At 68.7% G+C, this 15396-nt stretch carries 13 protein-coding genes; 7 read left to right on the top strand and 6 right to left on the bottom strand.

The window, feature by feature from the left end:
• Positions 1 to 58: 58 nt before the first annotated feature.
• The gene (gene mrdA, locus AC3WQR_RS00995; RefSeq protein ID WP_447745432.1) at positions 59 to 2035 is read left to right on the top strand and encodes a penicillin-binding protein 2; all 1977 of its coding nucleotides are present in this window, start codon (positions 59 to 61) and stop codon (positions 2033 to 2035) included.
• Between the two features lie 127 nt (positions 2036 to 2162).
• The gene (locus AC3WQR_RS00990) at positions 2163 to 4550 is read left to right on the top strand and encodes a DNA polymerase II (protein ID WP_492740935.1); all 2388 of its coding nucleotides are present in this window, start codon (positions 2163 to 2165) and stop codon (positions 4548 to 4550) included.
• Positions 4551 to 4563: 13 nt separating this feature from the next.
• Here the strand turns inward: AC3WQR_RS00990 and AC3WQR_RS00985 are convergent, their stop codons facing one another.
• The 4 genes from AC3WQR_RS00985 to AC3WQR_RS00970 all read right to left on the bottom strand — a co-directional run bounded on the left by AC3WQR_RS00985 (position 4564) and on the right by AC3WQR_RS00970 (position 8363).
• Positions 4564 to 5127, bottom strand: a complete 564-nt coding sequence (locus tag AC3WQR_RS00985) for a hypothetical protein (RefSeq protein WP_447745428.1) — start codon at positions 5125 to 5127, stop codon at positions 4564 to 4566.
• A 73-nt stretch (positions 5128 to 5200) separates the two neighbouring features.
• Positions 5201 to 7261, bottom strand: coding sequence for an elongation factor G (gene fusA / locus AC3WQR_RS00980; protein WP_447745425.1), 2061 nt, complete (start codon positions 7259 to 7261; stop codon positions 5201 to 5203).
• A 134-nt stretch (positions 7262 to 7395) separates the two neighbouring features.
• Complete coding sequence (locus AC3WQR_RS00975; protein WP_062471967.1) at positions 7396 to 7860, bottom strand: hypothetical protein; 465 nt, start codon at positions 7858 to 7860, stop codon at positions 7396 to 7398.
• Between the two features lie 293 nt (positions 7861 to 8153).
• Positions 8154 to 8363 carry a hypothetical protein gene (locus AC3WQR_RS00970; protein ID WP_139702348.1) on the bottom strand — a complete coding sequence of 70 codons (210 nt, stop codon included), beginning with the start codon at positions 8361 to 8363 and terminating at the stop codon, positions 8154 to 8156.
• A gap of 178 nt (positions 8364 to 8541) precedes the next feature.
• Between AC3WQR_RS00970 and AC3WQR_RS00965 the strand changes: the two genes are divergently transcribed.
• The gene (locus AC3WQR_RS00965) at positions 8542 to 8946 is read left to right on the top strand and encodes an OsmC family protein (RefSeq protein ID WP_307693297.1); all 405 of its coding nucleotides are present in this window, start codon (positions 8542 to 8544) and stop codon (positions 8944 to 8946) included.
• A 10-nt stretch (positions 8947 to 8956) separates the two neighbouring features.
• Here AC3WQR_RS00965 and AC3WQR_RS00960 read toward each other — a convergent pair whose 3' ends face one another.
• Positions 8957 to 10117 (bottom strand): porin, encoded by a 1161-nt coding sequence (locus tag AC3WQR_RS00960; protein WP_447745421.1) that lies wholly within the window; start codon positions 10115 to 10117, stop codon positions 8957 to 8959.
• Between the two features lie 213 nt (positions 10118 to 10330).
• Between AC3WQR_RS00960 and AC3WQR_RS00955 the strand changes: the two genes are divergently transcribed.
• The 4 genes from AC3WQR_RS00955 to ltaE all read left to right on the top strand — a co-directional run bounded on the left by AC3WQR_RS00955 (position 10331) and on the right by ltaE (position 14604).
• Entirely contained in the window at positions 10331 to 11272 is a 942-nt protein-coding gene (locus tag AC3WQR_RS00955; protein WP_447745418.1) for a LysR family transcriptional regulator, read from the top strand.
• A 106-nt stretch (positions 11273 to 11378) separates the two neighbouring features.
• Positions 11379 to 12371 (top strand): tripartite tricarboxylate transporter substrate binding protein, encoded by a 993-nt coding sequence (locus tag AC3WQR_RS00950; RefSeq protein ID WP_447745416.1) that lies wholly within the window; start codon positions 11379 to 11381, stop codon positions 12369 to 12371.
• Complete coding sequence (locus tag AC3WQR_RS00945) at positions 12368 to 13567, top strand: amidohydrolase (RefSeq protein ID WP_447745414.1); 1200 nt, start codon at positions 12368 to 12370, stop codon at positions 13565 to 13567. Before AC3WQR_RS00950 ends, AC3WQR_RS00945 begins: the two co-directional genes overlap by 4 nt.
• Positions 13564 to 14604: a low-specificity L-threonine aldolase gene (gene ltaE / locus AC3WQR_RS00940; RefSeq protein WP_447745411.1), complete on the top strand. Its 1041-nt coding sequence runs from the start codon at positions 13564 to 13566 to the stop codon at positions 14602 to 14604. The genes AC3WQR_RS00945 and ltaE overlap by 4 nt, the downstream gene beginning before the upstream one ends.
• A 9-nt stretch (positions 14605 to 14613) precedes the next feature.
• Here the strand turns inward: ltaE and AC3WQR_RS00935 are convergent, their stop codons facing one another.
• A complete protein-coding gene (locus tag AC3WQR_RS00935; protein ID WP_447745408.1) occupies positions 14614 to 15294 on the bottom strand; it encodes a GNAT family N-acetyltransferase in 681 nt (226 codons plus the stop codon).
• Positions 15295 to 15396: the final 102 nt, after the last annotated feature.

Genomic DNA, 15396 nt, shown 5'->3' with positions numbered 1-15396 from the left:
GGGCGGGCGGGGCCTCCTATCTGGCTTCTCCGCTTCTTTCCCCACCCCGTTTCGCCCGATGAATGAAATTCGCAATGCCGCCGCCGAGCTCGCTCTTTTTCGCCGCCGTGTGGTGGTGGTCGGTTGTGCGGTGTTGTTCGGATTCGGACTGATCGGCGCGCGGCTGGTCTACCTGCAGGTGGTGCGCCATGAAACGCTGGCGGACCGGGCCGAGAGCAATCGCACGGCGATCGTTCCCGTGGTGCCCAACCGCGGGCAGATTCTCGACCGCAATGGCGTGGTGCTGGCGTCCAACTACGCGGCCTACACGCTGGAGATCACGCCGTCGAAGGTGGGCGACATCGCCACCGTCGTCGACGAGCTGGGCGAGCTGCTCGAAGTGACGCCCAGGGACCGCCGTCGCTTCCAGCGCCTGCGCGAGGATTCGCGCAGCTTCGACTCCCTGCCCATCCGCACCCGCCTGAGCGACGAAGAGGTGGCGCGCTTCGCGGCGCAGCGCTACCGCTTTCCCGGCGTGGAAATCAGGGCGCGGCTGTTTCGCACCTACCCGCACGGCGAGGTGGGCGCGCACGTGATCGGCTACATCGGCCGCATCAACCAGCGCGAGAAGACCGCGATGGACGACTGGGAGGAAGACGAGCGCGCCAACTACCGGGGCACCGACTACATCGGCAAGGTCGGCATCGAGCAGAGCTACGAAAAGGCGCTGCACGGCCAGACCGGCGTGGAGCAGATGGAAACCTCGGCCGGCGGGCACGCGGTGCGCCGCCTGTCGCGCCACCCCGCCAGGCCGGGGCAGACGGTGATGCTGTCGCTCGACATCAAGCTGCAGAAGCTGGTGGAAGACATGTTCGGCGAGCGCCGGGGCGCGCTCGTGGCCATCGACCCGAAGACCGGCGAGGTGCTGGCCTTCGTGAGCAAGCCCACCTTCGACCCCAACCTGTTCGTCGAGGGCATCGACACGGAGAACTGGAAGGCGCTGACCGAGTCGCCCGACAACCCGCTGCTGAACCGCGCGCTGCGCGGCACCTACCCGCCGGGCTCCACCTACAAGCCCTTCATGGCGATGGCGGCGCTGCAGACCGGCAAGCGCAGCGCCGACAAGGTGGAGAACGACCCGGGCTTCTACAACTTCGGCGGGCGCACCTTCCGCAGCCACCGGGGCGGGCTGGGCGGCGTCGACATGCACCGCGCCATCCAGTTCTCGAGCAACACGTATTTTTATTCGCTGGCCGCCGAGATGGGCGTGGACCTGATCCACGACTTCATGGCGCCCCTGGGCTTCGGGCAGTTCACCGGCATCGACCTGCAGGGCGAGTCGCGCGGCGTACTGCCCAGCAGGGCGTGGAAGCGCGCGGCCTACCGGCGCGCCGACATGAAGACCTGGCACCCGGGCGAGACGATTTCGCTGGGCATCGGCCAGGGCTACAACAGCTTCACGATGCTGCAGCTGGCTTCGGCCAACGCCACGCTGGCCAACGGCGGCGTGCGCTACCAGCCGCACCTGGTGCGGGCCATCCGCGACACGGCGACCGGCGAGGTGGTGCGGCAGGTCCAACCGCCGGCCCAGGACTTGGGCTATGCGCGCAAGCACGTCGAGGTGGTGCGCGACGCGATGGTGGCGGTCACCAAGGGCGGCACCGGCACGCGCGTGTTCGCGGGCGCGGCGTACACCTCGGCCGGCAAGACCGGCACCTCGCAGGCCGTGGGCCTGAGCCCGAAGGCGCGCGCGAGCGGCAAGGCGCTGGAGGCGCGCCAGCGCGACCACGCGCTGTACATGGCGTTCGCCCCGGCCGAAGACCCGACCATCGCAGTGGCCGCGATCGTCGAGAACGCGGGCTTCGGCGCGGCGCACGCGGCGCCGATCGTCCGGCGGGTGTTCGACTACTGGATTGCGGGGCAGTACCCGAACGACGCCGACATGGCAGCGGTCCGGGTGGGGAAGGCCGGCGCGCCCATCGGCAAGCCGCTGGTGGCCAGCGAGGTGCCGGTGGTGGACGACGGTGCGCAGGGGGATGAGGCTGCGGTGCTTTGAGGGGGCGGGGCGGATGCGCCCCCTTGCGGATGGCAAGCCACCACGCCGGCTGCAGCTCGCACGCGGCCGGGCGAGAATCTCCTGATCCCAAGTCCGCCTTCTCCCTCGCCCCGATCTTCAAGCGCCCGTGACCTCCACCGACCTCCAGGGCTTCATCCTCACGCGCCACTGGCGTGATGCACCGACCGGCACGGAGATCGAGTACTGGCTGGCCACCGAGGCCGGGCCGAGGAAAGTGGTGCTGACCTCCCGCAGCAGCGTCGCGTTCGTCGCCGCCCGGCACAGGGCGGCGGTGGAAGTCCACCTCGCGGCCATGCCGGGCGTGCAGTTGCGTGAGCTCGCGCTCCAGAATTTCCAGCAGGAAGCCGTCCTCGGCATCTATGCGACGCACTTCCGCCAGATCGGCCGGTTGGCGCGCGCCCTGCAGGCGCAGGGCATCCCCTTGCTCGAAGCCGATGTGCGCCCGCACGACCGCTACCTGATGGAGCGCTTCATCACCGCCGGCGTGCGGGTGGAAGGCGGGCGCGCCGAGCACGCCACGCTCGTCGACTGCAAGCTCAGCCCCGCGCCCGAGTTCCGGCCGGTGCTGAAGGTCGTGTCGCTGGACATCGAGACGAGCCAGCATGAAGGGCTCTACTCCATTGCGCTGGACGGCACGGCGGAGCGCGTCGTCTTCATGCTCGGCGAGCCGTCGCCCGAGCCGGGCGACCCCATGGATTTCTCGCTCGTCTACTGCCCGACCCGCAAGGCGATGATCGAGCAGCTCAACGACTGGTTCGAGCGCAACGACCCCGACGTCCTCATCGGCTGGAACGTGGTCCAGTTCGACCTGCGCGTGCTGCAGAAAACCGCCAACGACTGCGGCGTGCCGCTGCTGCTGGGGCGGGAGCGCCGGCCCATCGAGTGGCGCACGCACCCGGGCAAGCAGGGCTACCTGTTCGCGCCCACGCCGGGGCGGATCGTCCTCGATGGCATCGAGGCGCTCCGGGCCGCGGTGTGGAGCTTTCCGTCGTTCAGCCTCGAGAACGTCTCGCAGACGCTGCTGGGCGAAGGCAAGGCCATCGGCGACGAGTACGACAAGATGGCGGAGATCGAGCGGCGCTACCAGCACGACAAGCCCGCGCTCGCGCTGTACAACATCCGCGACTGCGAGCTGGTCCTGCGCATCTTCGAGAAGGCGAAGCTGCTGCAGTTCATGATGGAGCGTGCCCAGGTCACCGGCCTGCAGGCCGACCACTTCGGCGGCTCCATCGCCGCATTCAGCCACCATTACCTGCCGCGGATGCATCGCCTGGGCTACGTGGCGCCGAACGTGGGCGAGATCGCGAGCAAGGCCTATCCGGGCGGCTACGTGATGGACTCGAAGCCGGGCTTCTACGACTCCGTCGTGGTGCTGGACTACAAGAGCCTCTATCCCTCGATCATCCGCACCTTCCTGGTCGATCCGGTGGGCCTCGTCGAGGGCTCGAACGCCGCCGATCCGACCGGGCTCATCCACGGACCGCAGGAGACCGTCTTCTCGCGCGACAGGCACTGCCTGCCGCAGATCGTGACCACGCTCTGGCACGCGCGGGACGAGGCCAAGCGGGCGAAGAACGAGCCGCTGTCGCAGGCGCTGAAGCTGCTCATGAACTCCTTCGCCGGCGTGCTGGGCGCGTCCGAGTGCCGCTTCTTCAACCCGAAGCTGGTGTCCGCCGTGACCCTGCGCGGGCACGAGATGATGAAGCTCACGCGCGAGTTCGTGGAGCAGCGGGGCTACGAGGCGATCTATGGCGACACCGACTCGATCTTCATCTGGCTCCGGCGCACCCACACCAACGAGGAGGCGCATGCCGTCGCGGCTCGCTTGGCGGGCGACATCAACGACTGGTGGGCGCGCACGCTGCGCGAGGAACAGGGCCTGCAGAGCTTTCTCGAGATCGAGGTCGACACGCACTACAAGAAGTTCTTCATGCCCACCATCCGCGGCTCGGAGGTGGGCAGCAAGAAGCGCTATGCCGGTCTCAGCGTGGATGCCGCGGGCAAGGAGGAGATGGTGTACCGCGGCCTGGAGATGGCGCGCAGCGACTGGACCCCGCTGGCGCGCCAGTTCCAGGAGGGCCTGCTGTCACGCATCTTCCAGGGCGAGCCCTACAAGGCGTTCGTGACCGACTATGCGAAGGCGACGCTGGCGGGCGCCAAGGACGACCTGCTCATCTACCGCAAGCGCCTGCGCCATCGGCTCGACGACTACCTGGTCAACGTGCCGCCGCAGGTGCGGGCCGCGCGCATCGCCGACGAGCACAACGCCCGGGTCGGCCGGACCCAGCAGTATCAGAAGGGCGGCTGGATCCAGTACGTCATGACCCGCAACGGGCCGGAGCCGCTGGAAACCCGCCATTCGCGCATCGACTACGAGCACTACCTCACCCGGCAATTGCAGCCGATCGCCGATGCCATTCTTCAGCCCATGGGGGACAGCTTCGCGGCCTTGACGACGTCGCAGCGCGAGCTCTTCGAGCCAGGATCGCCGTGAAGCGACCGCAGGATCAGGTGCCGGGCCGCGGGTCCTTGTCCGTGATGGACAGGTCGACCGGCACCCGCGTCTCGTGCCGGAGGTTCCCGGGCATCTCGAACACCACCGTGAGGTGCCCCTTGACGCGCTCGAAGGGCTTGTCCAGCTTCACGTAGAAGCCCCGCTGGCTGCTCAGGGCGTTGTCGTAGGTCCAGAGCGAGAAGTCCTGCAGCGACGGCGCACCGCCGTCGTCCTTCAGGCGCAGCTTTTCGTTCTTCTCGTTGGTCAGCGCGTAGTCCTTGATCCGGTAGGTGGCAGCGTCGGCGATGTCGTCGTTCGTGTTGACGATGTGGCCGTTGCGTTGGTATTCGTCGACTTTGGCCTTGGGCAGCGGGTAGTAGGTCAGCACGTCGAACGCGCTCGCTGGCTTCTTCTTGATCAGCGTCTGGTCGGAATTGATGACCATCACGTGGGCACCGAGCTGCGTGAGCAGCGCCCGCGCCTGGTCCGGGGTGTACGGCTGGCGCGGTGCGGCGTGGGTCTGGGAAGCGGGCAGGGCGAACAAGATGGACAGGACCAGCGGCAGCAGTTTCTTCATCGGGGAGCCCGTGCGGGACGAATGACGGATGCCGGCCATTAGGCCATGGCAGCGTCATGCCCCCGGTGGGTGCCTAGTCGTCGTCGCGCACCCGGTACTGCCCCATCAGCGTGCGCTGCACGGTCGGCGGCACGGCCTCGTAGTGCGACAGCGCGATGGTGTAGCGCCCCTGGCCGCTGGTCATCGCATTGAGCCGCGACTGGTAGTTGGCCAGCTCGACCTCGGGCACCTGTCCGCCGATGGCCACCGTGCCGGCCCCCAGGCCCGAGGTGCCGGTGACCAGGCCGCGCCGCGACGACAGGTCGCTCGTGACGTCGCCCACGGCATGCTCGGGCACGGCGATCTCGATCTGCACGATCGGCTCGAGCACGGCCGGTTGCGCCTCGCGGATCGCGGCCATGAAGGCCTTGCGGCCGGCGGTCGCGAAGGCGATGTCCTTGCTGTCCACGCTGTGGTGCTTGCCGTCGTACACCACCACGCGCACGTCGACCACGGGGTAGCCGGCGATCGCGCCGTAGGCCAGCACCTCCCGCACGCCTTTCTCGACCGCGGGGATGAACTGGTTCGGAATGGCGCCGCCCCGGACTTCGTCCGCGAACTCGAAGCCCGCGCCGCGCGCCAGCGGCTCGATGCGCAGGAAGACTTCGGCGAACTGGCCGGCGCCGCCGGTCTGCTTCTTGTGGCGGTGGTGGCCCTCGGCCGGCGCGGTCACGGTCTCGCGGTAGGCGATGCGTGGCGGGCGCGTCTGGACCTCGAAGCGGTACACCTCGCGCAGGCGTTCGAGCACGAGGCGCAGGTGCAGCTCGCCGAGGCCGTAGAGCACCGTCTCGTTGGTCGCGGCCACATGTTCGATGCGCAGGCACGGGTCTTCGGCCGCGAGCTTGCCCAGGATTTCCCAGGCGCGCTGCTCGTCGCCGTGGCGCTTGGGCTCCACGGCCAGGCCGTACACCGGCACCGGGAACGGCAGCGGCGCGAGGTGCACATGGCTGTCTTCGGCCGCATCGTGCAGCACGGCATCGAAATGGATCTCGTCGACCTTGGCCACCGCCACGATGTCGCCCGGCACCGCGTGCGACACCTCGACATGGTCCTTGCCCTGGAGCATGAACAGGTGCCCCACCTTGAACGGCTTGCGGCCGTCGCCGATGTAGAGAAGGCTGTCGCGCGTGACCGTGCCCTGGTGCACGCGGAAGATGCCCATCTTGCCGACATAGGGGTCGATCGTGACCTTGAACACATGCGCCAGCACGTGCAGCGACGGGTCGGGACTGGCCTGCATGGGCTGGGCCTGCGCGCCTTCGCCGGCGAGGAACTCCGGCGGGTTGGCCTCGGTCGGGTCGGGCAGGAGCTTGACGATCACGTCCAGCAGCTCGGCCACGCCGGCGCCGCTGCGCGACGAGGTGAAGCACACCGGAATCAGATGGCCTTCGCGCAGCGCTTGCTCGAGCGGTGCGTGCAGCTCGGACGGGTCGACGTCGCCTTCCTCGAGGTAGCGGTCGACGAAGGCCGCGTCGACCTCGACCACCTGTTCCACCAGCGCGCGGTGCGCCGCTTCGACGGGGCCGAAGTCGGAGCGCCCGAAGCGGTTGAAGAAGCAGTCGATCACCTGCCGGTTGACCCCGTCGGGCACGTTCAGCGGCAGGCATTCGCGGCCGAAGGTGGCCTGGATGTCGGCCAGCAGGCCTGACAGCGAGACGCCCTGCGAGTCGATCTTGTTGACGACGATCACGCGGGCGAGGTGGCGCGAGGCCGCGTACTCCATCATGCGCACCGCCATCGGCTCGATGCCGGTGGCGGCATTGATGACCACCGCCACCGTCTCGACCGCCTCCAGCGCCGGCAGGCTCTGGCCGAGAAAGTCGGGGCCGCCGGGCGTGTCGATGAGGTGGATGCGCGTGCCGGCGTGCGTGAGGTGCATCACCGAGGCGTTGAGCGAATGCAGCATGCGGCGCTCGAGCGGGTCGTGGTCGCTGACGGTGCTGCCGCGCTCGATGCTGCCGCACGCGCCGACGGCGCCCGCCTTGAACAACAGGGCCTCGGCCAGGGAGGTCTTGCCAGCGGCCGCCGCGCCCACCAGCGCCAGCGTTCGCACTGCTTCCATTTCGGCCGCGAGGCCGTTCGATCGGCTTGGCATGGCGGGACTCCTTTGCGCGTCCGCAAGGCCGGCCCGGCGGCCCGCAAGGGCTCGGGTGCTGCGCATCGACGCCGGGCCAGCGTACGGGATTGACCGTGCCGATGCAAGCCGGGGAGGGTGCGCCGGTCGGCCGCTCAGGGCTCCTGTGGCGCGGTGCCTTCGGATGGCGGCCGGTCGGCGGGCAACCTGCCCAGCCGCGACGAGGTCGCGCGCTCCGTGCGGATCTTGCGCAACGTGTTCGTCAACGCCTGCGGGCTCGTGTTGAGCTGCCTCGCCGCCTTGGCCGGACGCATGCCCTCGACCAGCACCAGCCGCGCGGCGGCGAGGGAGGGGGTGGCCTGCAGGTGCAGCAGCTCGGCCACCTGCCAGAACTCGGCCGAGGTGAAGGTGCCGAGGTCCGGCGGCAACGAGCGCGAAGGGACGGCCTGGCGTTTCTCGAAAACGCAGTGGGGCGCCGGGTCCATCTGCCCGACCCGCGCGACCAAGGCCTCGAGGTAGGCCTGCGTGGCGGGGGTGTTGGAAACCCAGTTCGAATGGATGACCAGCTTCGTCCCGTCGTCGGGGAACGTGTGCTCCCAGCTGACCCTCAACTCCGTCATGGCTGGCTGCGGAACGAGCGCATCGTGGGGCGGCTCGTTTCCATGTGATTTTTTTGCATTCGTGCAGTATGTCGCGACAACTCGCGCATTCTTTTGTCGATGTCGCCAGTGTGACCGATGAAGGTGGGTTTTATCCCGGGTTTTCGGTGTAGGCGAATGGAAAGATGGGCTGCCTCGCGGCGATGTGGCACGCGATGCCCAGCGGCCGCCGGAGGCGAGCCAAGAAGGGCGCACGAACACGCGCCGCGCGCGACCGGCGCGGCGAGGGCTGTTTTCCTTGCGGTCTGTCCGCCCTAGGCCGATGCGGCCGATGGCTGGGCGGATGCGGCCTGCGGTTGTTCCTGCGAGGTGCGAACCGGCGCGGGGGGACCGCAGTCGTCCGGCATCTTGCGCGAGGTGCCTCTCACGAGGTGGCGGGGCACGTGGTGTGTCTTGATGAAAAGCGCCAGCGCCTCGCTGCGCGCGGGCTCGGAGACCGGTAGAAACATGTGCAAAGCGCTCATGGTGTCGTTCCGTCGATGCCAGGCAGGAAGGCGGCGCACCCGCTTGTGCCGGGTGGCTGGCGACCCCTGGCATGGCCGCCCGGCGAGCATTATGAGCGTCTGGATCAACCCCGTTGGTGCTGATGTTTTCGGGCGTTCGGCCGCGCCAGAATGCTTGCTTGTCAACAGGAGCACACCCATGGGCCACACCGCAACGATCGTCTCCACCGACGTCAATTTCAACCACCGCATCCAGGTCGGCAAGTTCCAGCTGGTGGCGGACGAGCCGGCGTCATTGGGCGGGCAGGGCGCGGGGCCGGCGCCCTATGACTACTACCTGGCCGCGCTGTCCGCCTGCACCGCGATCACGCTGCGGATGTACGCCCAGCGCAAGGGCTGGGAGCTGGGCGAGTTCAAGGCCGAGCTGAGCTTCACGAAAGACGCGGACGGCAAGGCGCACATCCACCGCGTGCTGCACGCCAGCGCACCGCTGACCGATGCGCAGTGGAGCCGGCTGCTCGAGGTGGTGGCCAACACGCCCGTCACGAAGACGATGCGCGAAGGCGCCGAGATCACGAGCGAGCGTGGGGTGGCGGCGGCCTGATCCAGGCCGGTCAGAAGGCATGCCGGATGCCGACGTCGTAGCCCGTCGACGTCGTCGGCACGAGCGACGCGCTGCGCAGGTAGGCCGGGCCGCCGATGGTGATCGCCGCGCCATTCTTGTTGCGCAGCCGGGCCACGGTGGCATACAGCGCGGTGCGCTTGGACAGGTTGTGCAGGTAGCCGAGCGCGATCTTGCTGGCCTGCGGGTCGGGGCGGCTGTCGTTCAGGTGCTCGTCGTAGACGGCCCGTGAATAGGTCGCGCGGATCACGCCCACACCCACCGGCACGGTGACGCCGATCAGGGCGCTGTTCAGCGTGACGTCGGGCAGCGGCGAGACAGGCGGCCTCGCGTAGTCGCGGCCGGCCTTGCTGCGGTTGACCCCTGCGTAGAACTTGGCGAAGTTGAAGTCGTAGGTCAGCCCCAGGCTTGCGAGTTGCACTTCGTCGGTGGTGCCTGCGTTGTAGTCGTCGCCCGTCGTGCTGCGGCCGAAGGCAACGCCGATGTCCAGCGGCCCCTTCGCGTAGCCGAAGCGCGCGCCGATGTGGCGGCCGGTGCGCGTGCTGTTGGGCGGTGGCGGCGTGGTCCACAGCGTCTGCTTGGTGCCTTCATGCAATGCATACATTGCCTGGCCGTAGAAGCCACCCAGGTTCGGTGGCAGGAAGTAGGCGATGGAGTTGTTCGCGCGCGAGACGCGGTCGAGCCGCGAACCGGTGTTGGCGATGAAGGTGAGGGCGGCACCGGCGCCGTTGAAGCTGAAGGGGTCGACCAGCACGTCGTTGACGAACACCGGCATGTAGTCGCGGCCCACCCGTAGCTCGCCGAAGGTACCCAGCAGGCTCAAGGTCGAGCGGCGCGAGAAGGTGGCGATGCCGGTGGCGCCGTCGTCGTTGGTCACGGGGGCTTCGAGCCAGAACGCCGCCGCCATGCCGCCGCCCAGGTCTTCCTGGCCCATGAAGCCCAGCCGGCTGCTGGCGCTGCGGCTGTTGGCCAGCTCGGTACGCGAAAGCGAGACACTGCCGCCGCGCGGCGACAGGTTCTGCGCCCGGTTGGTGGTCGAGGTGATCGAGGCATCGAGCACGCCGAAGATCGTGAGGGTGGACTGGGCGTGCGCTGCACCCGAGGCGGCAAGGGCCAGGACCAGGGCGGCCTGGGCGGTCAATCTCTTCTTCATTCGGTTGTCTCCGTTGTTGTGCTGAGGGCTGCGTTGCCGGCCGCGATTCTTCTTTTGGGGCGGGGACACAACAAATGAAAATTGAGACCGAGAGGTCTGCTTTGCTTATGGCTGGGTGCCCCGGCCTCAGGGACACAACCCATGGCCGCGCGTGCAACGGGCGCTTAGCATCCGGGCTTTCCCGCCCGGGCCGTTGCGGCCTGCTCCCGTGCCATGACTCCGTCGTCTGCTGTTCTTTATGCGCGTCTCATGACGGGGGCGCGCTTTCGCCATCTGCAGGCGTTTGCCGCCATCGCCGAGTTCGGCAGCGCGCAGCGCGCGGCCGACGCGATCGGTCTCACGCAGCCCGCCGTGACGCACCTGGTGGCCGACCTGGAGGAGTTTCTTCAGTGCCCGCTGTTCCATCGCCATGCGCGCGGCATGCGCATGACGGACATGGCGCGTGAGCTGCTGCCGTTCGTGCAGCGCTCGCTGGCCACGCTCGAGGCGGGCACGCAGTTCGTGGCCTTTCGTCAATCGAGTGGGCACAGCATCGTGCGCGTGGGCGCGATCCATGGCGCCATCAACGGCCTGCTGGTGCGGGCGCTGCCGGCTTTCGGGCAATCGAAGCCCGACATCCTCGTGCAGCTGCAGGAGGCCAATGCCGCGGAGTCGAGCGCGTTGATCTCCAACCGCGAGGTCGACCTCATGCTGTGCCGTGAACCGCCGGTGTGGCCCGAGGGCTGGGAGTTCGCCGACCTTCTGCCCGACCGGCTCGTGGTCGTTGCCGGCCCGAATCATCCGCTGGTGCGCAAGCGCGGGCTGCGCCTGCCGGACCTGCTGGACGAGATGTGGCTCATGCTGCATCCCGCGACCCATGCGCGAAAGACCTTCGACGCCCTCATGGCCGCGCACGGCACGGCGGCGCGCTACCGCAAGCTCGAGGTCCGCTCCAGCGCGATGGTGCTGGCCCAGTTGCAGAGCGAGACGCTGCTCAGCTTCACGCCCTACAGCGCGATGCGCCAGTTCATCGACATGGGGCAGATCGCACTGATCGATGTGACCGACCTGCCCGCGTTGCCGCCGCTGGGCATCCTGAGCGTGCGCGACGAGCGCGGCGAGGCGGCGAACACGCTGAAGGAGCATCTGTTTCGCTACGCCAGGAAGCACCCCTGAAGCTATAAGCAGGATGCATGGCTGGGGGCCACAAGGCATTGGTTCCCCGTGGGGCAGTCATTGAAGAATGGCCTTTCCAGTTCATTCCAGCGACATCCATCCGACCATGCCAAGAAGAACCCGACTCCTCGCTGCCGCGCTGCTGTGCGCCGCGGCCTTTCACGGCCATGCCGCGCCGCCCGAGGCCTATCCGAACAAGCCGGTGACGGTCGTGGTGGCGTACCCGGCGGGTGGCTCCGTCGATGCCATGGCGCGAGCGCTGCATGTGGCGCTCGGCAAGCAGCTGGGCCAGCCGGTGCTGATCGAAAACCTCGGCGGCGGTGCCGGCGCCATCGGTGCAGCCAAGGTGGTGCGTGCCCGCGCCGACGGCTACACGCTGCTGCTCGGCTCGGTGAATGAAGTGGTGCTGGCACCGCTGGTCAATCGCGCCGTCAGCTACAAGACCGACGACCTGGTGCCGGTGGCGCGCGTCGGCGACTCCTCGTTCGTCCTGGTGGGGCGCCCCGGCATTGCGGCGCGCACCACCGACGAACTGATCGAGTTCGCGCGCAAGAACCCCGGCGCATTGAGCTACGCGACCTCGGGCATCGGCACCTTGCAGCACGTGGTCATGCGCGACATCCAGGAGCGCAGCGGCACCTCGATGCTGCACGTGCCGTACAAGGGCGGCTCCACGCAGGTGACCGACCTGCTGGGCGGCCAGGTCGACCTGACGCTGGTGGCCCCGGCCACCTTTCCCGAAGCCATCGAGAGTGGCCGTGTGCGCGGCTTCGGCACCACCGGCCTGCAGCGCGACGAGCTGCTCAAGCACGTGCCCACGCTCAACGAGAGCAAGTACCTCAAGGGCATCGACCTGAACACCTGGCTGGGCTTCTTCGTGCCGCGCAGCACGCCGCCGGACGTCACGCAGCGCCTGTCGGCCGCCGTCGATGCCGTGCTGGCCGACGACAAGGTGGCGGCGAACCTGCGGCGCATCGGCTTCATGCCGGCCGCCGCAGGCGCGCGCCCCGGCTTCGCCGAGGTCGTGGCCGACACGCAAGGCAAGATGCAGGGCATCGTCTCGCGCATGCCGCCCGAGAAGAGCGAGGTGGCGCGATGAGCCTGCTCGATCTTGCCAACCGGCACATCGACGAGATCGCGGCCATCCGCCGCGACATCCACGCCAACCCCGAGCTGGGGTTCGAAGAGGTCCGCACCTCCGCGCTGATCGCCGGCAAGCTGCGCGACTGGGGCATCGAGACCCACGAGAAGGTCGGCAACACCGGCGTGGTCGGTGTCGTGCGCGGCCGGCGCGCGGGGGCGGGCGCCATCGGCCTGCGCGCCGACATGGACGCCCTGGCCCTGTGCGAGCAGAACACGCTGGGCCATGCCTCGACGGTCCGGGGCCGCATGCACGCCTGCGGCCACGACGGCCACACGGCGATGCTGCTCGGCGCGGCTCAGGCCCTGGCCGAGAACCCGGACTTCGAGGGCACCGTGCACCTGATCTTCCAGCCCGCGGAAGAAGGGCGCGGCGGTGCGCTGGCGATGCTCGAGGCGCAGCTGTTCGAGCGCTTTCCCTGCGATCGCATCTTCGGCATGCACACCATGCCTGCGCTGCCGCTGGGCCAATTCGGCATCCGCAGCCAGGCGATGATGGCGGCGTCGGGGCGATGGCAGGTGTGCTTCAACGGCACCGGCGGCCATGGCGGCGCCTACCCGCACCTGTCGACCGACCTGAGCGTGGTGCTGGCGCACTTCATCCTCGGCCTGCAGTCGATCGTCAGCCGCAACGTGGCGCCGACCGACCCGGCCACCCTCAGCGTGGGCCACATCGGCGCGGGCGACCCGGAGGCCATGAACGTGATTCCGGCGGAGCTGCGCATCTCCGGCACCATGCGCGCGTTCTCGGACGAGGTGCAGGCGCTGCTCGAAAAGCGCCTGCGCGAGCATGCGGAGCACGCGGCCGCCACTGAGGGAGCGTCGGTGCACGTGAAGTGCTGGTGGAACTCCGTGCCGCTCGTGAACGATCCCGACGCGACGCGCAACGCGATCCGCGCCGCACACGACGTGGTGGGCCTGCAGGCTGTGAACCCCGAGCAGGCGCCGCTGACAGGCGGTGACGATTTCGCGTTCTTTGCGCGCAAGCGGCCCGGCGCCTACATGCTGATCGGCAACGGCCTGGGCAAGGGCGACGGCCAGGGCGACGTGCACACGCCGTACTACGACTTCAACGACCAGGCCTTGCCGCTGGGCATCGCCTACTGGCTCTCGGTCGTCAACAAGGAACTCGGCGGCACGCTGGGCGCGGCATGAGCGCGTGCGTCGATCTGCGCAGCGACACGGTCACGCGGCCCACGGCCGCGATGTACGAGGCCATGCAGCGCGCGCCCGTGGGCGACGACACTTATGGCGAAGACCCGACCGTCAACGCACTGCAGGCGCGCATCGCCGGCATGCTGGGCTTCGAGGCGGCGATGTTCGTGTCGTCGGGCACGCAGGCCAACCTGTGCGCGGTGCTGGCGCATTGCGGGCGCGGCGACGAGTACATCGTCGGCCAGATGGCGCACTGCTACCGCTGGGAAGCCGGCGGCGCCGCGATGTTCGGCGGCGTGCAGCCGCAGCCGCTGGACCACGCGGACGACGGCACTCTGCCGTTGGCGGCGATCGCCGAGGCGATCAAGCCGGACAACGAGCACTTCGCCGTCACGCGGCTTCTTGCGCTGGAGAACACGCTGGGGGGGCGATGCCTGCCCGATGCGTACCTTGGCGCCGCGACTGGCCTGGCGCGGCGGCACGGCCTGTCGACGCACCTGGATGGCGCGCGCCTGTTCAACGCGGCCACGGCCAGCGATGCGACGTCGCCCGAGGCCGGCGCACGGCGCATCGCGGGGCACTTCGACTCCGTGTCGGTGTGCTTCAGCAAAGGGTTGGGTGCGCCGGTCGGCAGTGCGCTGTGCGGCAGTGCGGCCTTCATTGCACGGGCGCGGCGCGTGAGAAAGGCGGCGGGCGGCGCGATGCGCCAGGCCGGTGTGCTGGCCGCAGCGGCGCTGCATGCGCTGGACCATCACGTCGAGCGACTGGCCGAAGACCATCGGCTGGCGAAGCTGCTGTACGAAGGCGTGTGCGACCGCCCCGGCGTGCGGGCAGAGGCGCCGCAGACCAACATCGTGTTCCTCGATCTGGCCGATCGCGGGCAGGACACGGCACACGCACTTCAAAAGCACCTGCAAGAGAAGGGCATCCGTGTCTCGATGCTGTACGGCCGGCTGCGCCTGGTCACGCACCGGGACGTGGACGAAGCCGGTGCGCTGCGCGCGCTCGATGCGCTGCGCGAATTTCTGAGGCGCTAGCGGCGCCGCTCAGCGCCGCGAGATCACGCGAACGACGGGTTCGCTGTGCACGCGAAAACCCATGCGTTCATAGATGCGCCGCGCGCCCGCGTTGCCCTGCATCACATGCAGCACCGGCACTTCGCCACGCTGCATCTGCTGCGCCACCAAGCGCGTGACGAGCCGCTTCGCATAGCCCTTGCCCTGCGCATCGGGGTGCGTGCAGACACCACTGATCTCGCGCAGCGTGCTGGCGGCCATGCGCTCGCCGGCCATCGCCACGAGCCGGCCGTTGTCGTCGAAGCAGCCGAAGTACTCGCCGAGTTCGATGGTCCGCGTGGAGAAGGGCCCGGGGCGCGTCAGGTCGGCCAGGGCCAGCACTTGTTCTACATCTGCCGCGCCGAGCCGGACTACATCAGGGAGCGTGTCGGCCACGGGCGCAGGTGCGTCCCAGATCATCTTCACGATGACCGATTCCATGTCGACCTGCCAGGTGGACGGCGCGGGGCCCGACCAGCCGATGGCATAGAAGTGCTCGTCCGGCGTGCAGAAGGGCAGCAGCGCGTCGAGGTCGGGGTGCAGTGCGTCGGCAAAACCGACGATGGGGGAGAAGCCTGTGGCGTACCGGCGTGCGGTCGATGTACCGCTGGCATAGGGCGCATGCGGGCCCGAAAGGGCGTGCCAGGTGAGATTCGTGAGGAGGTCTGTCATGGGACTGGATTCTTTCGGCCTGACAGGGACCGTTTTGCGCCGACCGTTGTGGGAGCGGCGCCTCCTCGTCGGTGACGAGGAGGTGTGTCGCGTCGCACGGCG

The organism is Variovorax sp. FW305-3-2-15-B-LB1 (assembly GCF_058787635.1).
This window is presented reverse-complemented; position numbering and strand designations above follow the sequence as displayed.